Raw genomic sequence first — 19469 nt, 5'->3', positions numbered from 1 at the left:
CGTCAGGAATAGACCGACATCACGCCGTGTAGTCGGTCTTGAAATTCAGCGTATTTCTCTCTGAATGCCATTTCATCGTCTTCGCCATACCAGCGTACGACCTCACCGCTGGCGAGGAAATGATCCAGCAGTTCGCCGCTCGCCAGAATCCATTGCGGTAAACCATCGACCTGTAGACTCCAACCTCGCGGATGATAGTGAATGAAATCATTGCGCAGCTGGTGAAGCTTGTCCACCGCCACCGCACAGTCTTCGCTGGGTGCGAATCCGCTGTTCTCCCTTGTCGCACGGTATAGCGTCATAAAGGACGGTAGCTGCAGCTTGTCGATGTTGGAAAAATCGTCGTTATAAATTTGCTCGTAGATCGCGCGAGTCGACGCTTTACCGTCGAACAGGTAGACCAGAAAGTCATTGCCCTGACACAGCGCCAACACCATCGCGTTCTGCAGGATGCTGTGCCAGCCGGTAATCACCCACTTCCACTGATAAGGGTCGGCGATCGCCTGCATATGGCTCAGAACCATATCGAAGGTTTTTAAAATCTCAACATCATTATCAGTATGCAAATACACGGGCTTAGTCATCTGGCGCTCTCCATCATTTTTGGGGCGCTTAAATTAACAGAGAGGCTGGCACGTGACAGGACGGGCAGCCGGCTTAAAATGGCTCTCGGTCATTCGGCCTGGCGCGTCGGTGAGAACTTTGCCGAGCGGGATCCTTCTCCTGTAGAATCTTTTGTTGCGAGATAACCCAGTTAATGACCGGTGATGATTAATGAAAAAACTGTTTGTGCAGTTTTACCTTTTGCTGTTCGTCTGCTTCCTGGTCATGACCATGCTGGTCGGCCTGGTGTATAAATTCACCGCCGAGCGCGCCGGACGCCAGTCGCTGGACGATCTGATGAAAAGCTCGCTGTATCTGATGCGCAGCGAACTGCGCGAGATCCCCCCGCGCGACTGGAGCAACACGCTGAAAGAGCTGGACCTCAACCTCTCTTTCGATCTGCACATTGAACCGTTAAGCAAATTCAAGCTCTCGGAAAGCTCGATGCAGCACCTGCGCGCGGGCGATATCGTGGCGCTGGACGATCAGTACACCTTTATTCAACGCATCCCGCGCAGCCATTACGTATTGTCAGTCGGCCCGGTGCCCTATCTCTATTTTTTGCATGAGATGCGCCTGCTGGACGTCGCACTGATGGCGTTTATCGCTATTTCACTGGCGTTCCCGGTGTTTATCTGGATGCGTCCGCACTGGCAGGATATGTTGCGAATCGAAACCGCCGCACAGCGCTTCGGCGAAGGCCATTTTAGCGAGCGCATTCATTTCGATAGCATGTCGAGCTTCGAGCGACTCGGCGTAGCCTTTAACCAGATGGCCGATAATATCAACGCCCTGATAGCCAGTAAAAAACAGCTTATTGACGGTATCGCCCATGAATTGCGCACGCCGCTGGTGCGCCTGCGCTATCGCCTGGAGATGAGCGAAAATCTGACCGAGGCGGAGTCGCAGGCTCTCAATCGCGATATCGGGCAACTGGAAGCGCTGATTGAAGAACTGCTCACCTACGCGCGCCTCGATCGCCCGCAGAACGAACTCAACCTGACCACCCCGGATTTCCCGGCCTGGATCCGCGCGCACGTCGAAGATATTCAGCTGGTCAATCCGCAGCGTGAAGTCGCGTTGCGCCAGCTTACGGCGGGCGACTACGGTGCGCTGGATATGCGTTTAATGGAGCGCGTGCTGGATAATCTGGTCAATAATGCTCTGCGCTACAGCCATCAACATATTCATATCAGCCTGTCGCTGGCCGGTTCACGGGCGACGCTGCGCGTGGAAGATGATGGCCCGGGTATCGCCCTTGAGGAACGCGAACGGGTATTCGAGCCGTTTGTCCGTCTCGATCCCAGCCGCGATCGCGCCACCGGCGGCTGCGGCCTGGGGCTGGCTATCGTACACAGTATTGCCCAGGCAATGGCCGGTGAAGTCCGCTGCGACGAAAGCTCGCTCGGCGGCGCGGCGTTCATTTTCAGCTGGCCTATTTACCACCAGCTTCCCGCTTTTACTTCTGCTTAGCCGAACTTGCGCAGGCGTTACGGCCTGCGTATAGTTTATACTCAAATAGTATGTTGTAACTAAGGCGGTAAACATGGCAAGCTACGACCTCGTTGCGCGCTTAAATGACACCTTTCGTGAGCTTGAGCGCGAGCTACAAACCTTCAAAGCATCGCTGAGCCGCTGCCGCCTGCTGGCGGCGCGGGTTTTCGAATTGCCGGCGGTGAGCAAAGAGGCGGAGCACGCGCCGCTGGATACCATTCAGGTCACGCAGCACGTCGGCCAAAGCGCGCTGGAGATGGCGCTCAGGCACTACAGCCATCTGTTTATTCAGCAGCAATCGGAAAACCGCAGCAGCAAGGCGGCGGTACGCCTGCCTGGGGCGATTTGCCTGGCGGTTGATACGCAACAGCAGGCAGAGCTGCTGGAGAAAATCAGCGCCATTAACGCGCTGAAAGCGGCGTTTGAGAAAATCGTCACCGTCGATTCCGGATTGCCGGCCGCCGCGCGTTTCGAATGGGTTCACCGCCACCTGCCCGGCCTGATTACCCTCAGCGCCTATCGTACGCTGACGCCGCTGTGCGATCCCAGCACCATCCGCTTCGGCTGGGCCAATAAGCATGTGATTAAAAATCTGACCCGCGATGAAGTATTAATGCAGTTAGAGAAGAGTCTGCAATCGCCGCGCGCGGTGCCGCCCTGGACCCGCGAACAGTGGCAAAGCAAGCTGGAACGGGAATTCCAGGATATCGCCGCCCTGCCGCAGCGGGCAAAATTGAAAATTAAACGCCCGGTCAAGGTACAGCCGATAGCCAGAGTGTGGTATGCCGGCGAGCAGAAGCAGGTGCAGTACGCCTGTCCCGGCCCGCTGATTGCGCTCATCTCAGGCACACACGGGGTGAGCGTGCCGGACCTCGGCGAGCTATTGAACTACGATGCCGATAACGTGCAGTATCGCCACAAACCGCAGGCGCAGTCGTTGAGATTGCTGATTCCGCGCCTGCATCTGTGGCTGGCTAGCGAGTAGCCAGGCTGCCTACCATATCCTGCGGGCGCACCCAGCTGTCGAATTCGGCTTCCGTCAGGTAACCAAGCGACAGCGCGGCGGCTTTCAGCGTCAGCCCTTCATGGTGCGCTTTTTTGGCGATCTCCGCTGCCTTATCGTAGCCGATATGGGTATTGAGCGCGGTCACCAGCATCAGCGACTCATTCAGCAACTGGTTGATTCGCTCGCGGTTCGGCTCAATGCCCACCGCGCAGTGCTCATTAAAGCTCTCCATGCCATCCGCCAGCAGGCGTACCGACTGCAGGAAGTTGTGGATGACCATTGGCCGATAGACGTTAAGCTCAAAGTTCCCTGACGCACCGCCGATATTCACCGCCACGTCGTTACCCATCACCTGGCAGCATAGCATGGTCAACGCTTCGCACTGCGTCGGGTTGACCTTGCCGGGCATAATGGAGGATCCTGGTTCGTTCTCCGGAATGGCGATCTCACCGATGCCGCAGCGCGGCCCGGAGGCCAGCCAGCGCACATCATTGGCGATTTTCATTAGCGAAGCCGCCAGCCCCTTCAGCGCGCCGTGGGCATGAACCAGCGCATCCACGGTGGCCAGCGCTTCAAATTTGTTTGGCGCGGTGACGAACGGCAGTCCGCTAAGCGACGCCAGTTCCGCCGCCACCCGCACCGCATATTCCGGGTGCGTATTCAAGCCGGTGCCAACCGCCGTACCGCCCAGCGCCAGCTCAGCGAGATGCGGCTGGCTGTGTTCAATATGGCGGAGATTATGTTCCAGCATCGCGACCCAACCGGAGATCTCCTGCCCTAACGTCAGCGGCGTAGCGTCCTGTAGGTGCGTGCGGCCAATTTTAACGATGTCACCGAAGGCCAGCGACTTTTCCTGTAGCGTGGCCCGCAGCGCCTGTAGCTGCGGGATCAGCTTTTCGCGCAGCGCGATTAGCGCCGCGACGTGCATGGCTGTTGGAAAAACATCATTCGAGCTCTGGCTTTTATTGACGTCATCATTGGGATGAATTTTGCGCGCCATGCCGCGCTCGCCGCCAAGCAACTCGCTCGCACGGTTTGCCAGCACTTCGTTCATATTCATGTTGCTTTGGGTACCGGAGCCGGTTTGCCAGATAGCTAACGGAAACTCCTGCGCATGCTTGCCGGCAAGGACTTCATCTGCGGCAGCGATGATGGCGTCCGCTTTGTCCGCCGCCAGCAAGCCCAGGTCCTGGTTAACCTTCGCCGCCGCTCGCTTGGTCAGCGCCAGCGCATAGATCAATTCATCAGGCATTTTCTCCGTTGAGATACGGAAATGCTCAAGCGAGCGCTGGGTCTGCGCGCCCCAAAGTTTATCGGCCGGGACGTCGATTGCGCCCATCGAGTCTTTTTCACTGCGATGCGTTGTCATTACTTTCTCCTTGGATTCAAAGTGCGTCATAGCGACAAAGCTCACCTGCTTAAAGGATTAAGTATTAACCAGATTTATTAGTTGTTTTGGTCGTTCGTGCCGCTAAGCGGCCCAAACAAAAACCGCCCCGAATGAACTGACCCCATAATGTTGGACGGTTTATATTAAGCGGCTATCAGGGCCTGTGTTCGGTACTCTACCGGACTCAGGCCTTTTAGCTTTTGTTTTATTCTTTCATGGTTGTAATAGTGGATGTACTCATCGATAGCCATGCGCAACTCACTGATATTCTTATGCTCCGTCAAGTAAAAGCATTCAGTCTTCAGCGTACCGAAGAAGCTTTCCATTACTGCATTGTCGTGACAGTTTCCCTTTCTTGACATGCTCTGTTTCAGACCGCTGTCCTTAAGTCTCTTCTGATAATTCGCCATCTGGTACTGCCAGCCCTGATCTGAGTGCAGTAGCGGATATTCGTCTTTGCCCAGTACCGACAGCGCTTTTGACAGCATCTCATCCACCATCGACTGCAGAGGACGGGACGCCATCTGGTATGCCACTATTTCTCCGTTATACAGATCCAGAACCGGAGACAGATACAGTTTTTCCCCGTTGATTTTAAATTCCGTGACATCTGTTACCCACTTCTGGTTGGGCTTATCCGCACTGAACTGCCGGTTCAGCACATTACCCGCAACTTTCCCGTACCGGCCTCTGTAAGAGTTGTATTTCTTCTTTCTGATACAGCAAGTTAAATCTAACTCATTCATTAGCCTCTGAACTGTTTTATGGTTCAGTAAGCTTCCTTCCCGGCGGCCAGCCAGCGTGATTCTCCTGTATCCATACCGGCCTTTATGTTTATGGAACAGCGTTAAAATCTGCCACTTATCACTGGCATATTTGTCTGGTTTTTTACCGCTGGCCAGTTGCCAGTAAAACGTACTTCTCGCCAGCCCTGCCGCTTTTAACAGACGTGCAAGAGGGAACTCCGGCCTTAACTCATTCACGACCTGCGCTTTATCCCGCGTTTTGACGTGCTTCTTTCCCTGAGTAAGGCCTGCAGCTTTTTTAGATATGCCACTTCAGTACGCAGTTGTTCAAGTTCCTCTCGTTCATCCGGGGCAAGGGGAGCCTGCGAAGGAGGAGTCGGGTGATTTTCAGGGCGTTCTGGCATCGTTTTTTTCCTGCGTCGGCTATCAGTAAGGGCTTCTAATCCGCCTTCATCATACAGTCGTTCCCACTGACAAACAGTGGAAAAAGCAGGGATAGTAAATTTTGCACAGACTTCGCGAACAGACAGCCGGTGTTCACGCATATGCAGGATAACGGACTCTTTAAAGGCAGGAGAATAGGTGAAATGACGGGTTATAAGTCCGGCTTCGCCATGAAGCTTCCAGGCAGCCGTCCACTTACGAACGGCACTGTGGTCGATACCAAAACGCTTTGCAGTCGCTTTCTGCCCTTCCAGCCCGGAAAGATAGTGCTGCACAACCTCAAGCTTAAAGTTGAGAGAATACTTGCTCATAAAAAACTGCACCTTACTTCGTTGGGTGTCCAACTTTTTGGGTGCAGTTCACGAAGGGCGGTCTCGTTTACTTCACGCAGCGCGAGCACTGCGACGTCTGGATCTGCTGGAAGAAGTCGTTACCTTTATCATCAACGAGGATAAAGGCCGGGAAATCTTCCACTTCGATTTTCCAGATAGCTTCCATTCCCAGCTCCGGATAAGCCACGCACTCAAGGCTGCGGATACTCTGTTGCGCGAGAACCGCCGCCGGGCCGCCGATACTACCGAGATAGAAACCGCCGTGTTTATGGCAGGCATCGGTCACCTGCTGGCTACGGTTACCCTTAGCCAGCATGATTTTACTCGCCCCGTGCGATTGCAGCAGATCGACATACGAGTCCATGCGGCCAGCGGTCGTCGGCCCCAGAGAACCGGAGGCGTAACCATCCGGCGTCTTCGCCGGGCCGGCGTAGTAAATCGGATGATCTTTGACATACTGCGGCAGCGCTTCGCCGTTATCGATAAGCTCTTTCAGCTTGGCATGGGCAATATCGCGGGCCACGATGATCGTGCCGCTCAGCGACAGACGAGTCGACACCGGATACTGCGACAGCAGCGCCAGAATCTCGCTCATCGGCTGATTGAGGTTCACCTTTGCCGCTTCGCCTTCACCGGCCTGACGCAGGTGCTCAGGGATATATTTGCCTGGGTTGCTCTCCAGTTTTTCCAGCCAGATCCCCTGACGGTTAATTTTGGCTTTAATGTTACGGTCGGCGGAACAGGAGACCCCCATCCCCACCGGACAGGAAGCGCCGTGACGCGGCAGGCGGACTACGCGGATATCGTGGGCGAAGTATTTCCCGCCGAACTGCGCGCCGAGGCCGAGGTTCTGCGCTTCCAGCAGCAGCTCTTGCTCCAGTTGCACATCGCGGAACGCCTGGCCATGTTCGTTACCTTCGGTCGGTAGGCCATCGTAGTATTTGGTCGAGGCCAGTTTTACCGTCTTCAGCGTCGCTTCCGCAGAGGTGCCGCCAATCACAAAGGCGATATGGTACGGCGGACAGGCTGCGGTGCCGAGGGTGCGCATCTTCTCGACGAGGTAGTTTTTCAGCTTCGCCGGGGTGATTAACGCTTTCGTTTCCTGGTAGAGATACGTTTTGTTAGCGGAGCCGCCGCCCTTGGCGATACAGAGGAATTTATACTCATCGCCATCGGTAGCATAAAGATCGATCTGCGCCGGCAGGTTGGTACCGGTGTTAACCTCTTTATACATATCCAGCGGCGCGTTCTGCGAGTAACGCAGATTGTCCTGGATATAGGTGTTGTACACGCCCTGCGCCAGCGCGGCTTCATCGCCGCCGCCGGTCCATACGCGCTGTCCCTTTTTGCCCATAATGATCGCGGTGCCGGTATCCTGACAGGTCGGCAGAATGCCTTTAGCGGCGATATCGGAGTTACGCAGGAATTGCAGCGCGACGTATTTGTCGTTTTCGCTGGCTTCCGGGTCGTTGAGGATATCTGCGACCTGCTGCTGATGTGCCGGGCGGAGCATAAAGGAGGCATCGTGGAACGCGTGTTGGGCCAGTAAGGTTAGCGCCTGGGGTTCAACCTTCAGAACCTCCTGGCCGGCGAATTCGGCGACGGAGACGTAATCACTGCTGAGGAGATAATACTCGGTGTCATCCTTTTTAAGCGGAAAAGGATCCTGATAAACAAACGGTTTGTTCGACATTGTACTCTCACTTACTGCTTGGCTGATTATGTTTCAGGCAGACACTCCATTTGCCTGTAGAAAAGCGAGTCGATCAATTTTACACAATTTTTTAACAAAAACTGAGACAAGGACGACTTTTTCTTTCAACAGTTGCTTCTCGACGATTTGTTGGTTTAATAGAGCCAACATTTATATGTGGAAACAGGGATTGAGAATGCAGAAGCTCATTAACTCAGTGCAAAACTATGCATGGGGAAGTCACACCGCGTTAACCGACCTTTACGGTATCGCCAATCCGGACAACCTGCCGATGGCGGAACTGTGGATGGGCGCACACCCAAAAAGCAGTTCGCGGATCCTTAACGCCGACGGCCAGCCGCAGTCGCTGCGCGACGTCATTGAGGCCGATAAAAATGCCCTTCTCGGCACTAACGTCGCCGAGCGTTTCGGCGAACTGCCGTTCTTGTTCAAAGTCCTGTGCGCCGCCCAGCCGCTCTCCATCCAGGTTCACCCGAATAAACGCGCGTCGGAAATTGGCTTTGCCAAAGAGAACGCCGCGGGTATTCCGCTGGATGCCGCCGAGCGCAACTATAAAGATCCCAACCATAAGCCGGAGCTGGTCTTCGCTCTGACGCCGTTCCTCGCCATGAACGCATTCCGCGAATTTAATGAAATTGTCGCGCTGCTGCAGCCGGTTGCCGGGGCGCATCCTGCCATCGGCGAATTCATCCAACAGCCGGACGCCGGGCGTTTAAGCCAGCTGTTTGCCAGCCTGCTGAATATGAAAGGCGAAGAAAAAGCGCATGCGCTCAGCGTGCTGCAAAACGCCCTCGACCGCGAACAGGGCGAACCGTGGCAGACCATTCGTATGATCGCTGAATTCTACCCGGACGACAGCGGCCTCTTCTCCCCGCTGCTGCTCAACGTGGTGAAACTGAACCCTGGCGAAGCGATGTTCCTGTTTGCCGAAACCCCGCACGCCTACCTGCAGGGCGTCGCGCTGGAAGTGATGGCCAACTCAGATAACGTACTGCGCGCCGGTCTGACGCCGAAGTACATCGATATTCCGGAACTGGTGGCAAACGTGAAGTTTGTCGCCAAACCGGCCTCTGAGCTGCTGACCCAGCCGGAACAACACGGCAGCGAGCTGGATTTCCCAATCCCGGTCGACGATTTCGCCTTCTCGTTGCACGATCTGACCAGCAATGAAGCCTCTCTGGCGCAAGAGAGCGCCGCGATTCTGTTCTGCGTGGAAGGCGAAGCAACGCTGCGTAAAGGCGAACAGCGTCTGACCCTGCAGCCGGGTGAATCGGCGTTTATCGCCTGCAACGAATCACCGGTACAGGTCAGTGGCCAGGGTCGTCTGGCGCGCGTGTTCAATAAGCTTAAGTAAGTTACTGAACTTTTAATCCGCAGTTGCTAGACTTCCCCCATCATGACAACACCACCAGGCGGCATGTTCCGCCTGGTTTCATTTATGGACAAATGCTATGAAAAAAACATTGGTCGCTGCGGGAGTTATCGTCGCGCTCGGCGTCGTCTGGACAGGCGGGGCCTGGTTTACCGGTAAGCAACTGGAAAACCGTATTGCCGAAATGGTGCAGCAGGCGAATGCCCAACTACAGAGCAACGCGCCGGAAGCTGGCGTAGAGCTGAGCTATCAGGACTACCAGCGCGGGTTATTCAGCAGCCACCTGCAATTGGTGGTGAAGCCGCAGGCCGGTAAAGAGCACAGCTTGTTGGCCGCCGGTCAGAGCCTGATTTTTGACGAAAAGGTCGATCATGGTCCCTTCCCGCTTGCCTCGTTAAAATCTTTTAATCTGGTACCGGCAATGGCCTCGGTCAACACCACTCTGGTGAATAACGATGCCAGCAAAGCGTTGTTTGATATCGCCAAAGGGCAGTCGCCGTTTAACATCGACACCCGTATTGCCTACAGCGGCGATACCCAGTCGGCCATCTTCCTTAACCCGCTGGATTACGCTAAAGACAATGAAAAAGTTATCTTTAGCGGCGGTCAGTTCCAGCTCAATGCCGATCGCGATGGCAAAACTATTAGCCTGAGCGGCGAAGCGGCCAGCGGGCAGATCAACGCGGTCAACGAATACAACCAGAAAGTCCAGCTCAGTTTCAGCAACCTGAAGGCTGACGGCGCCACCGAAATGACCGCCTTCGAAGAACGTATCGGCAAGCAGAAGATCGCCCTTGATAAACTGGCTATCGGCGTTGAAGGAAAAGAGCTGGCGCTGCTGGAAGGCATGAATATCGACGGCCGCTCGACGCTCTCCGATGACGGCAAACGTATCAATAGCCAGCTTGATTACAACCTTAACAGCCTGAAACTGCAAAACCAGGATATGGGCCGCGGCAAACTCACCGTTAAGCTGGATAATCTCGACGGTCAGGCGTGGCATCAATTCAGTCAGCAGTATAACGCCCAGGCGCAGGCGCTGATGGCGAAGCCCGAGCTGGCGCAGAATCCGGAGCTCTATCAGCAAGCATTAACCGAGATCTTCTTTAGCTCGCTGCCGATTCTGTTGAAAGGTAATCCGTCGCTGACGATTTCCCCGCTGAGCTGGCAAAACGCTAAAGGCGAAAGCACCCTGAATCTGTCGGTGCTGATGCAGGACCCGGCGCAAACGACCGCCGCGCCGCAGACCGTCGCCGATGAACTGGACCGCAGCGTTAAATCGCTGGACGGTAAGCTGGTGATCCCGGTGGATATGGCCACCGCTCTGATGACGCAGATTGCCGGGCTGGAAGGCTATCAGCCGGAGGATGCGGCGAGACTTGCCGATCAGCAGGTTAAAGGGCTGGCGGCGATGGGACAGATGTTCCGTCTGACCACGATGGAAGATAACGCGATTACCTCCAGCCTGCAGTACGCCGACGGCCAGGTAACCCTAAACGGGCAGAAAATGCCGCTGGCTGATTTCGCCGCCATGTTCGGCCTGACGCTTCCCACCGCCGAACCGCAGCAGTAAAAAAACGTCCCGGGCTGCGGTCAGGTAGCCCGGGAATCACCTTAATCGATGGCGGCCCCTACTTTCTGATAACCAGCCGCGGCGGCATAATCTGATTACGCGCGCTGCCTTGCCCCTCCTCGAGGCGGCGTAAAATACACTCCGCCAGGCTGTTCCCCATCTCACGCGCGGGGGTAGTCACCCAGGTCAAGGGGACATCATCGAGCGCCGCTTCCGGCACTTCGGCAAAGGCCGCCAGCGCGATGCGTTGCTCAAAATAACTTTCCACGCTACCCTCGCCGCTCTGCCGCCCGGCGCGCAGCAGACCGAACCACGCCCCGGTGGCGATGACGCTGTTATAGCAAAGTACCGCGCTGATGGTCGGGTTTTGCCGCAGCAGCGCGATCATGGCTTCCGCCGCCTGCTGCTGACTGGAGCCACACTCGACAACCCATTCACTATGAAACGGCAGGCCGTACTTCAATAAGGTGGCGCAATAGCCGCCCACCCGTTCGGCGCGGGTCAAGGACGCGCTTTGTCCGCCAAGCCAGGCGATGCGCTGATGACCGCGGCGAATCAGATGTTCCGTTACCATTTGCGCCGCCTGCATGTTATCCGGGCGGATCAGGTCGATATCGTCCAGATAGCTGGCGCGGGAGGCAAAAACCAGCGGCATCCCCACTTCGGCGGCACGATCGCGCAGTTCGCCGCCCTTGTCGATAGCGCCAGCGATAATCACCCCGTCCACGCCCTGTGAGACCAGCGTTTCGAAGCGCTGAAGCATTTTCTCACCGCGATGCCCGCCCTGGGTGAGAAATACCATTTTACCCTGTGATTCCAGCGCATCGGTCAACCCGGCGGTTAGCTCGGCATAAAACGGCTTCGACAGATCGCTAACGATAAGTCCAATTACCCCGCTTTGCCCGCCGCGTAGCGACGCCGCCTGGCGATTACGCACAAACCCGAGCTGCTCAATGGCCTGATTGACGCGCTCGCCGGTGGCCGAAGAGATGCGCCCTTTACCGCTGAGCACCAGCGATACCGTACTAACCGAGACGCCAGCCGCCAGCGCCACATCATTGATGGTTGTCTTTTTTGCGATAGCCATAACGACTGGCTGACTCCCTTTGCCTTTCGATAAAACGTTTTATCAGTATGTTATCTTTATAAACCTTATTATCGCTTGATTATGTGATTTTTATCGCACTAAAAAATGGTAAAACGTTTTATCTTGCCGCTACGTTACATCCTATCGACCCTTTTCAGAACCAGGATTCGTGTATGACGGCGAAAACAGCACCAAAAATTACCTTATGGGAGTTTTTCCAGCAGTTAGGAAAAACCTTTATGTTGCCCGTGGCGTTGCTCTCGTTTTGCGGGATCATGCTGGGGATCGGCAGCTCGTTAAGCAGCCACGATGTGATTACGCTGCTGCCGTGGCTGAACGTGCCGCTGCTGCAGGCGATTTTTGTCTGGATGAGTAAAGTCGGCTCCTTCGCTTTTAGCTTCCTGCCGGTCATGTTCTGTATCGCAATTCCGCTCGGCCTGGCGCGTGAAAACAAAGGCGTCGCCGCTTTCGCGGGCTTCGTCGGCTACGCGGTAATGAACCTCGCGGTCAACTTCTGGTTGACGGCGAAAGGCATCCTGCCGACTACCGACGCGGCGATCCTCAAGGCCAACAACATCCAGAATATTATCGGTATTCAGTCGATCGACACCGGGATCCTCGGGGCGGTGATCGCCGGGATTATCGTCTGGATGCTGCACGAACGCTTCCACAACATCCGTCTGCCGGATGCGCTGGCCTTCTTTGGCGGCACGCGCTTTGTGCCGATCGTTACCACCGTGGTGTTAGGCCTGGTCGGGCTGGTCATTCCGCTGGTATGGCCGGTGTTCGCGATGGGTATCAACGGACTGGGCCACGTTATCAATAGCGCCGGCGATTTTGGCCCGATGATCTTCGGTACCGGAGAACGCCTGCTGCTGCCGTTCGGCCTGCATCATATTCTGGTGGCGCTGATCCGCTTTACCGAAGCGGGCGGCACCATGGACGTTTGCGGCCACAGCGTTAGCGGCGCGCTGACCATCTTCCAGGCGCAGCTGAGTTGCCCGACGACGCACGGCTTCTCTGAAAGCGCGACCCGCTTCCTGTCGCAGGGTAAAATGCCCGCCTTCCTCGGCGGCCTGCCCGGCGCGGCGCTGGCGATGTACCACTGCGCTCGTCCGGAAAACCGTCATAAAATTAAAGGGCTGCTCATTTCCGGCGTCATTGCCTGCGTGGTCGGCGGTACCACTGAGCCATTGGAATTCCTGTTCTTGTTCGTCGCGCCGGTACTGTACGTCATCCACGCCCTGCTGACCGGCCTTGGTTTCACTATCATGGCGGTACTTGGCGTCACCATCGGCAACACCGACGGCAACATTATCGACTTCGTGGTGTTTGGCATCCTGCACGGTCTGGCGACCAAATGGTATATGGTGCCGGTTGTCGCCGCCATCTGGTTCGCGGTGTACTACGGTATCTTCCGTTTCGCCATCACCCGCTTCAATCTGAAAACGCCGGGCCGCGATATCGAAACGGCGGCTAACATCGAAAAAGCGGTTGCCGGAACGATTGGCAAATCAGGTTATAACGTGCCGGCGATTCTGGCCGCGCTCGGCGGTGCTGATAATATTGTCACGCTCGATAATTGTATTACCCGCCTGCGCCTGTCGGTGAACGACATGAGCAAAGTCGATACCGCCGCGTTAAAAGCCAACCGCGCAATCGGCGTGGTCCAGCTTAACGATCACAACCTGCAGGTGGTCATCGGCCCACAGGTTCAGTCGGTAAAAGATGAAATGGCCACCCTGATGAATACCGTTCAGGCCTAAACATACGCCCCCTCTCACCCGGAGGGGGCTCTCGCGAAGGACGTTCAGATGTTTGATTTTGCCACACCAGTTGACCGCCACGGGACCTGGTGCACCCAATGGGATTATGTTGCCGACCGTTTCGGCGCCGCTGACCTGCTGCCGTTCACTATCTCCGATATGGATTTCGCTACCGCCCCTTGCATTATCGACGCCGTCAGCCAGCGACTGGCGCACGGCGTTTTTGGCTATAGCCGCTGGAAAAATGACGAGTTTCTCGGCGCCATCAGCCACTGGTTCGCCAGCCGTTTTCATAGCCCCATTGACCACGAGGCCATCGTTTACGGCCCGTCGGTTATCTATATGGTGGCCGAAATGATTAGGCAATGGTCCAATCCGGGCGACGGTATCGTGGTCCATACCCCGGCTTACGACGCGTTTTACAAAACTATCGACGGCAACCAACGCCGCATTGCCCCGGTGGCGCTCAAGCTTGATGAGGGTGAGTGGCGCTGCGACATGAACGAACTGGAAGCCGCGCTCGCCCGTCCCGACAACCGCATTTTGCTGCTTTGCAGCCCGCATAACCCGACGGGCAAAGTCTGGAGCCGCGACGAACTGACCACCATGGCGCAGCTGTGCGCGAAGCATAACGTCCGGGTTATTAGCGATGAAATTCATATGGATATGACCTGGGGCGAACACCGTCATACCCCCTGGTGCGCCGTTGCGCAGGGCCCCTGGGCGCTGTTCACGTCGGGCTCAAAAAGCTTCAATATCCCAGCATTTACCGGCGCCTATGGGCTCATCGCCGATACTGCTTCGCGCGATGGCTATCTGCAAGCGCTGAAAGGTCGCGATGGTCTCTCTTCTCCATCGGTTCCGGCGCTGGTCGCGCATATCGCCGCCTATCGTCAGGGGGCGCCCTGGCTGGATGCGCTACGTGATTACCTGCAGGAAAACATGCGCTATATCGCCGAGCAGCTGAATCAGGCCTTCCCGCAGTTAAACTGGCAGCCGCCGCAGGCCACCTATCTGGCGTGGATCGATCTGCGCCCGCTCGAAATCGACGACCGTGCGCTGCAACGCGCGCTAATTGAAGAGCAAAAAGTCGCGATTATGCCGGGTTATACCTATGGCGAAGAGGGTAATGGTTTCATCAGGCTAAATGCCGGCTGCCCGCGGGAGAAGCTTGAGAAAGGGATTCAAGGATTGATTGCCGCGCTGTCGTCATTGCGCCCGGAATTAAAATAATTTTGATATATCTCAAAACTTTTTTAACCACGGTGGAGTATTAAAACAACGCTGAACAATCACGTCCGAATGACAATGCAGAGGAGGAAATGATGAAAACCTACGATCGTAACCGTAATGCTATTGATGCCGGCAGCCGGGTCATGGTGGCCGACAGCGGCGCGACGGGAGTGATTAAGGCTATTCATGGCGCCAATAAAAACAGCGAACAGCTGCGCCGCAGTGACTGCGTAGAATTAGACGGTAGCCATGAATTGTATTGCCCATTGAATCTTATTCGCCTGGGCTTTAATTAATTCCGGCGTTGTTGATTTAAGGCCGCCCTGACTGGCGGCCTTTTTCATGAGGCATTCTTCCCGCTTTTGATCTCGTCGAGTGATTCTGAAAGCTAAGCGGCGTATTATCGCGGCTCTTCACGCCCTTTCAGGGCGAATTACCTTCTGAGTTCAGAGGCATTTCTATGACATGGCAACAATTCAAACAAGCCTGGTTAATCAAATTTTGGGCGCCTGCGCCCGCGGTGATCGCCGCCGGTATTCTTTCTACTTACTATTTTGGCATTACCGGTACTTTCTGGGCAGTCACCGGCGAATTTACCCGCTGGGGCGGCCAACTGCTGCAGTTGATGGGCATCCCGGCCGAAAACTGGGGTTACTATCAATTAATCCATCTCGAAGGCACGCCGTTAACGCGTATTGACGGTATGATGATCCTTGGCATGTTTGGCGGCTGCCTGGCCGCCGCGCTGTGGGCGAATAACGTCAAGCTGCGGATGCCGCGTAGCCGCATTCGCATTTTCCAGGCCCTGGCCGGCGGGATTATTGCCGGCTTCGGCGCCCGGCTGGCAATGGGCTGTAATCTGGCGGCCTTCTTTACCGGGATCCCGCAGTTTTCCCTGCACGCATGGTTCTTCGCCATCGCCACCGCCATCGGGACCTGGTTTGGCGCGCGCTTTACGCTGCTGCCTGTTTTTCGTATCCCGGTTAAAATTGAGAAAGTCTCCGCAGCCTCACCGTTAACCCAAAAACCCGCGCAGGCGCGTCGCCGCTTTCGGCTGGGAATGCTGGTATTTTTCGCTATGATCGGTTGGGGGCTACTGACCGCCGCCAATCAGCCTAAATTGGGTCTGGCCCTGCTGTTCGGCGTTGCTTTTGGCCTGCTCATCGAACGGGCGCAAATCTGTTTCACCTCCGCCTTTCGCGATATGTGGGTGACCGGGCGTACCTATATGGCGAAAGCGATCATCTTCGGGATGGCGGCCAGCGCCATCGGTATCTTTAGCTATGTACAGCTCGGCATGGAGCCCAAAATCATGTGGGCCGGGCCGAACGCGGTGATTGGCGGCCTGCTGTTCGGTTTCGGCATCGTGCTGGCCGGTGGCTGTGAAACCGGCTGGATGTATCGCGCCGTTGAAGGTCAGGTTCATTATTGGTGGGTCGGGTTAGGCAACGTTATCGGCTCCACCCTGCTGGCTTACTTCTGGGATGATTTATCGCCGGCGCTTGCCACCCACTGGGATAAGATTAACCTGCTGACGACCTTTGGTCCGTTCGGCGGCCTGCTTATCACCTACCTGCTGTTGTTTATCGCGCTGATGTTGGTCTTCGCCTGGGAAAAACACTTCTTTCGCCAGAAAACCACCTCAGCGACCCGTATTAAGGAAACCGCATGAAAGAGTTCGTTCCTGATTACCGCCTCGATATGGTTGGTGAACCTTGCCCCTATCCAGCTGTGGCCACGCTCGAAGCGATGCCGGCACTCAAAAAAGGGGAAATTCTTGAAGTGGTGAGCGACTGCCCGCAGTCCATCAACAACATCCCGCACGATGCTAAAAATCACGGCTATACCGTGCTGGATATTCAGCAGGACGGGCCGACGATCCGCTATCTGATTCAAAAATGACGCGAAGGGCCGGTAGCACGCTACCGGCTGTCATTACTTGCCCGCCATCCAGCGCCGATAACGTTTAGCCTGCCGTTTCGCCGTCAGTTGCGCCGTCAGCAACGCCCACAGCGGCGAGACCTGCGGCCGCGCCGCGCGGTGGCGGCCGCGCCGCGCGGTGGCGGCTTAGCCGCTGCAGCTGATATTTCACCGCCGCCATATGCGCGGTGGCGGCAATGGCCTTGTTCTTCCAGTTACCCTGACGCAGCAGTGGCGCATCGTACTCCCCCTCACGCCAGTACTGCGGTAAACCGGGGACTATCGCCATTGCCGTAGCGATGCCCACCAACGCAATCCCGCTATTCACTACCCTCTCCGCCACTTCACGCCGCCGCACGCCGCCGGTAACCATTAAAGGAATCGTCGCGACGTCGGCAATTTGCTCGGCAAACTGCAAGAAATAGGCTTCCCGCGCCAGCGTCCGTTCATCGCGCATGGCGCCCATCATCGCCGGCGCTTCGTAGCTGCCGCCGGAAAGTTCGACCAGATCGACGCCGCTTTCCGCCAGCAGCTGCACCACCGTCCTGGCATCGTTAATCGAAAAGCCGCCGCGCTGGAAATCCGCTGAATTGAGTTTAACCACCACGGTAAAATCCGCCGCCACCGTCTCGCGAACGCCGCGCACAATATCCAGCAGTAAACGGGCGCGATTTTCAATGCTCCCGCCATACCGATCGGTGCGCTGGTTACTGAGCGGCGAGAGGAACTGGCTCAGCAAATAGCCGTGGGCGGCATGGATTTCGACGCCGTGAAATCCGGCGCGCTCCGCTAACCGGGAAGTGGTGATGAACCGTCGTGTCACGTCGGCTATATCTTTATCATCCATCGCCCGCGGCAGGCGAAAGCGTGAAGACTGCGAGCCAAGATCCAGCGCCAGCGCCGAAGGGGCCAGCGTCTCCTGCCCAAGGCCACCAGGCATCTGCCGTCCAGGATGGTTTATCTGCATCCACACCTGTGCGCCCTTCGAGCACGCCGCCTGCGACCAGGCGCGGAACTTATCCAGATGCTGTTCATCTTCCAGCACAACGCCTGCCGGGCCGGTCATCGCCCGGGCGTCCACCATCACATTACCGGTAATAATCACCCCGGCGCCGCCCTGCGCCCAGGCCTGATAAAGGGTGAGTAATTCCGTTGACGGCGCATGATTGGCATCGGCCATATTTTCTTCCATCGCCGCTTTAGCGATGCGGTTGTTAATGACCACGCCAGAGGCCAGTCGCAGAGGGGTAAAAAGGGTCATGTCAGGGCTCCAGTCAGTGAACTGGACAAACCATAACCTTAAAGTTAAGTTTAAGGTCAAGCAGCTTATGAGGAATAAAAATGAACATCGGAACTCTGGCAAAACGCAGAGGCCTGGCGCCTTCGCGGATCCGTTATTACGAGCGCGCGGGGATCCTCAAAACCGTGCAGCGTAAAGCCAATGGCTATCGCAGCTATCCGGAAGAAACGCTGGTGGTGCTGGGGCTAATTACCACCGCTCAGGCAGCGGGTTTCAGCCTCGAAGAGATATCATCCCTGTTGCCGTCAGACCTCAATCACTGGGATCGACAAACGCTACTCACCACCCTGCAACAAAAAGTGGCGGATATCGAAAAGCTGGAACAGAAACTCGCGCACAGTAAAGCGCAACTGGTCAACGTTATCCATGAGATACAACAGAAGCCGGATGACATTGACTGCGCCGCGAATGCGCGGCGCGTATTAACTGAGGTGCTGGATGTGCAGCACCAGACGGGGAAGGAAGAATAACTACCAGCCTTTCACCGCATCGCCTTTATACAATTCGGCGGCGGCGTTGGCGACTTCGTCGGTCTGGTAGGCTTTCACCAGATTCTTCACTTTTTCGCTGTCTTTATTATCTTCGCGGCTGGCGAAAATATTGACGTACGGCGAATTTTTATCCTCGATGAACAGACCATTGCGCGTCGGCGACAGGCCAATCTGGCTGGAGAACGTGGTATTTATGATAGCCATGGTCACCTGTTTATCATCCAGCGCACGGGTCAGCTGCGGTGCTTCAATCTCGACGATTTTCAGCTTCTTCGGGTTATTCACGATATCCAGCGCGGTTGGCAGCAGGCCAACCCCCTCTTTCAGAGTGATCAGCCCCTGCTGCTCCAGCAATAACAGAGAACGCCCAAGGTTGGTTGGGTCATTAGGCACCGCTACCTGGGCGCCGTCCGGAAGCTGTGAAATGGCGGTGATTTTCTTTGAATAAGCGGCAATCGGATAGACAAAAGTAGTACCAACATCTATCAGCTTATAGCCGCGCTCCTGGATCTGTTTATCAAGATAGGGTTTATGCTGGAAAGCATTGATATCGAGATCGCCATTATTCAGCGCCTCATTGGGCAGAACGAAATCATTAAAAGTCACCACTTCAACATCAAGGTTATATTTCTGTTTAGCGACTTTTTGCACCACCGCCCAGACTTGCTGATCGATACCCGCGCTAATCCCCACCTTAATATGATTAGGATCCTGATCTTTTGGCCCACAGCCCGCTAGCAGCAACGCGCTAACGAGGGCCAATGAATGAGTTAAACCTTTAAGTGAAAAAGCCATTTTCCCGGCGTCCTTTTAATATAGCCTGCTAACGATGGCAGGAATGTCAGTCCGGGACACTATATAAAAGCATCTTTCTAAGATTAAATACTGATTCACTATGACTAATAGCGAAACGCTATTGATAAGTCGCCACGCTGCTTATACTCACCCGCCAGTGGAACTGCTGATTTCTTGCGCTAAAGCAATACTTTGTAACACTT

General features: G+C 55.7%; 17 protein-coding genes. 10 read left to right on the top strand and 7 right to left on the bottom strand.

Annotation, left to right across the window (positions count from 1 at the left end; translation table 11 throughout):
- Nucleotides 1-2: 2 nt before the first annotated feature.
- Nucleotides 3-584, bottom strand: coding sequence for a hypothetical protein (locus EAE_RS18380; RefSeq protein WP_015705254.1), 582 nt, complete (start codon nucleotides 582-584; stop codon nucleotides 3-5).
- Between the two features lie 190 nt (nucleotides 585-774).
- Between EAE_RS18380 and rstB the strand changes: the two genes are divergently transcribed.
- Nucleotides 775-2076 carry a two-component system sensor histidine kinase RstB gene (gene rstB / locus EAE_RS18375; RefSeq protein ID WP_015705253.1) on the top strand — a complete coding sequence of 434 codons (1302 nt, stop codon included), beginning with the start codon at nucleotides 775-777 and terminating at the stop codon, nucleotides 2074-2076.
- A gap of 73 nt (nucleotides 2077-2149) precedes the next feature.
- The gene (gene tus, locus EAE_RS18370; RefSeq protein WP_015705252.1) at nucleotides 2150-3082 is read left to right on the top strand and encodes a DNA replication terminus site-binding protein; all 933 of its coding nucleotides are present in this window, start codon (nucleotides 2150-2152) and stop codon (nucleotides 3080-3082) included.
- Here tus and fumC read toward each other — a convergent pair.
- The 3 genes from fumC to fumA form a co-directional block, all read right to left on the bottom strand.
- Complete coding sequence (gene fumC, locus EAE_RS18365) at nucleotides 3072-4472, bottom strand: class II fumarate hydratase (RefSeq protein ID WP_015705251.1); 1401 nt, start codon at nucleotides 4470-4472, stop codon at nucleotides 3072-3074. The genes tus and fumC overlap by 11 nt on opposite strands.
- A 164-nt stretch (nucleotides 4473-4636) precedes the next feature.
- A protein-coding gene (locus EAE_RS18360; protein ID WP_150377917.1) for an IS3 family transposase occupies nucleotides 4637-5994 on the bottom strand; the annotation gives its coding sequence in 2 pieces (ribosomal slippage) (nucleotides 4637-5532 and nucleotides 5532-5994; 1359 coding nt in all).
- 67 nt (nucleotides 5995-6061) lie between these two features.
- Nucleotides 6062-7708 carry a class I fumarate hydratase FumA gene (gene fumA, locus EAE_RS18355; protein WP_015705248.1) on the bottom strand — a complete coding sequence of 549 codons (1647 nt, stop codon included), beginning with the start codon at nucleotides 7706-7708 and terminating at the stop codon, nucleotides 6062-6064.
- Between the two features lie 196 nt (nucleotides 7709-7904).
- On the opposite strand from fumA, the gene manA reads away from it, so the two are divergent.
- Both manA and EAE_RS18345 read left to right on the top strand, forming a co-directional pair.
- Nucleotides 7905-9083, top strand: coding sequence for a mannose-6-phosphate isomerase (gene manA, locus EAE_RS18350; RefSeq protein WP_015705247.1), 1179 nt, complete (start codon nucleotides 7905-7907; stop codon nucleotides 9081-9083).
- Nucleotides 9084-9180: 97 nt separating this feature from the next.
- Nucleotides 9181-10674 (top strand): YdgA family protein, encoded by a 1494-nt coding sequence (locus EAE_RS18345; protein WP_015705246.1) that lies wholly within the window; start codon nucleotides 9181-9183, stop codon nucleotides 10672-10674.
- A 58-nt stretch (nucleotides 10675-10732) separates the two neighbouring features.
- Here the strand turns inward: EAE_RS18345 and EAE_RS18340 are convergent, their stop codons facing one another.
- The gene (locus tag EAE_RS18340) at nucleotides 10733-11761 is read right to left on the bottom strand and encodes a Mal regulon transcriptional regulator MalI (RefSeq protein ID WP_015705245.1); all 1029 of its coding nucleotides are present in this window, start codon (nucleotides 11759-11761) and stop codon (nucleotides 10733-10735) included.
- A 173-nt stretch (nucleotides 11762-11934) separates the two neighbouring features.
- On the opposite strand from EAE_RS18340, the gene malX reads away from it, so the two are divergent.
- The 5 genes from malX to yedF all read left to right on the top strand — a co-directional run bounded on the left by malX (nucleotide 11935) and on the right by yedF (nucleotide 16662).
- A complete protein-coding gene (gene malX / locus EAE_RS18335; protein WP_015705244.1) occupies nucleotides 11935-13527 on the top strand; it encodes a maltose/glucose-specific PTS transporter subunit IIBC in 1593 nt (530 codons plus the stop codon).
- Nucleotides 13528-13575: 48 nt separating this feature from the next.
- The gene (locus EAE_RS18330) at nucleotides 13576-14760 is read left to right on the top strand and encodes a MalY/PatB family protein (protein ID WP_015705243.1); all 1185 of its coding nucleotides are present in this window, start codon (nucleotides 13576-13578) and stop codon (nucleotides 14758-14760) included.
- Nucleotides 14761-14852: 92 nt separating this feature from the next.
- Nucleotides 14853-15056 carry a putative selenium delivery protein YdfZ gene (gene ydfZ, locus EAE_RS18325; protein WP_015705242.1) on the top strand — a complete coding sequence of 68 codons (204 nt, stop codon included), beginning with the start codon at nucleotides 14853-14855 and terminating at the stop codon, nucleotides 15054-15056.
- A 164-nt stretch (nucleotides 15057-15220) separates the two neighbouring features.
- Nucleotides 15221-16432, top strand: a complete 1212-nt coding sequence (gene yedE / locus EAE_RS18320) for a selenium metabolism membrane protein YedE/FdhT (RefSeq protein WP_015705241.1) — start codon at nucleotides 15221-15223, stop codon at nucleotides 16430-16432.
- The gene (gene yedF, locus EAE_RS18315) at nucleotides 16429-16662 is read left to right on the top strand and encodes a sulfurtransferase-like selenium metabolism protein YedF (protein WP_015705240.1); all 234 of its coding nucleotides are present in this window, start codon (nucleotides 16429-16431) and stop codon (nucleotides 16660-16662) included. Before yedE ends, yedF begins: the two co-directional genes overlap by 4 nt.
- A 64-nt stretch (nucleotides 16663-16726) precedes the next feature.
- Here yedF and EAE_RS18310 read toward each other — a convergent pair whose 3' ends face one another.
- Nucleotides 16727-17941 carry an NADH:flavin oxidoreductase/NADH oxidase family protein gene (locus tag EAE_RS18310; protein ID WP_015705239.1) on the bottom strand — a complete coding sequence of 405 codons (1215 nt, stop codon included), beginning with the start codon at nucleotides 17939-17941 and terminating at the stop codon, nucleotides 16727-16729.
- 80 nt (nucleotides 17942-18021) lie between these two features.
- Here EAE_RS18310 and EAE_RS18305 point away from each other — a divergent pair, with 80 nt between their 5' ends.
- A complete protein-coding gene (locus EAE_RS18305; RefSeq protein ID WP_015705238.1) occupies nucleotides 18022-18450 on the top strand; it encodes a MerR family transcriptional regulator in 429 nt (142 codons plus the stop codon).
- On the opposite strand, the gene metQ is transcribed toward EAE_RS18305, so the two are convergent.
- Nucleotides 18451-19266 (bottom strand): methionine ABC transporter substrate-binding lipoprotein MetQ, encoded by an 816-nt coding sequence (metQ, locus tag EAE_RS18300; protein ID WP_015705237.1) that lies wholly within the window; start codon nucleotides 19264-19266, stop codon nucleotides 18451-18453.
- Between the last annotated feature and the right edge of the window lie 203 nt (nucleotides 19267-19469).

The organism is Klebsiella aerogenes KCTC 2190, from assembly GCF_000215745.1.
Lineage (GTDB): Bacteria > Pseudomonadota > Gammaproteobacteria > Enterobacterales > Enterobacteriaceae > Klebsiella > Klebsiella aerogenes.
The sequence above is the reverse complement of the archived record's forward strand: the minus strand, read 5'-3'. Positions and strand labels throughout refer to the sequence as shown.

Coding starts and splice junctions, on each gene's coding strand:
- EAE_RS18380 (WP_015705254.1), bottom strand. CDS start 584: ATGACTAAGCCCGTGTATTTGCATACTGATAATGATGTTGAGATTTTA.
- rstB (WP_015705253.1), top strand. CDS start 775: ATGAAAAAACTGTTTGTGCAGTTTTACCTTTTGCTGTTCGTCTGCTTC.
- tus (WP_015705252.1), top strand. CDS start 2,150: ATGGCAAGCTACGACCTCGTTGCGCGCTTAAATGACACCTTTCGTGAG.
- fumC (WP_015705251.1), bottom strand. CDS start 4,472: ATGACAACGCATCGCAGTGAAAAAGACTCGATGGGCGCAATCGACGTC.
- fumA (WP_015705248.1), bottom strand. CDS start 7,708: ATGTCGAACAAACCGTTTGTTTATCAGGATCCTTTTCCGCTTAAAAAG.
- manA (WP_015705247.1), top strand. CDS start 7,905: ATGCAGAAGCTCATTAACTCAGTGCAAAACTATGCATGGGGAAGTCAC.
- EAE_RS18345 (WP_015705246.1), top strand. CDS start 9,181: ATGAAAAAAACATTGGTCGCTGCGGGAGTTATCGTCGCGCTCGGCGTC.
- EAE_RS18340 (WP_015705245.1), bottom strand. CDS start 11,761: ATGGCTATCGCAAAAAAGACAACCATCAATGATGTGGCGCTGGCGGCT.
- malX (WP_015705244.1), top strand. CDS start 11,935: ATGACGGCGAAAACAGCACCAAAAATTACCTTATGGGAGTTTTTCCAG.
- EAE_RS18330 (WP_015705243.1), top strand. CDS start 13,576: ATGTTTGATTTTGCCACACCAGTTGACCGCCACGGGACCTGGTGCACC.
- ydfZ (WP_015705242.1), top strand. CDS start 14,853: ATGAAAACCTACGATCGTAACCGTAATGCTATTGATGCCGGCAGCCGG.
- yedE (WP_015705241.1), top strand. CDS start 15,221: ATGACATGGCAACAATTCAAACAAGCCTGGTTAATCAAATTTTGGGCG.
- yedF (WP_015705240.1), top strand. CDS start 16,429: ATGAAAGAGTTCGTTCCTGATTACCGCCTCGATATGGTTGGTGAACCT.
- EAE_RS18310 (WP_015705239.1), bottom strand. CDS start 17,941: ATGACCCTTTTTACCCCTCTGCGACTGGCCTCTGGCGTGGTCATTAAC.
- EAE_RS18305 (WP_015705238.1), top strand. CDS start 18,022: ATGAACATCGGAACTCTGGCAAAACGCAGAGGCCTGGCGCCTTCGCGG.
- metQ (WP_015705237.1), bottom strand. CDS start 19,266: ATGGCTTTTTCACTTAAAGGTTTAACTCATTCATTGGCCCTCGTTAGC.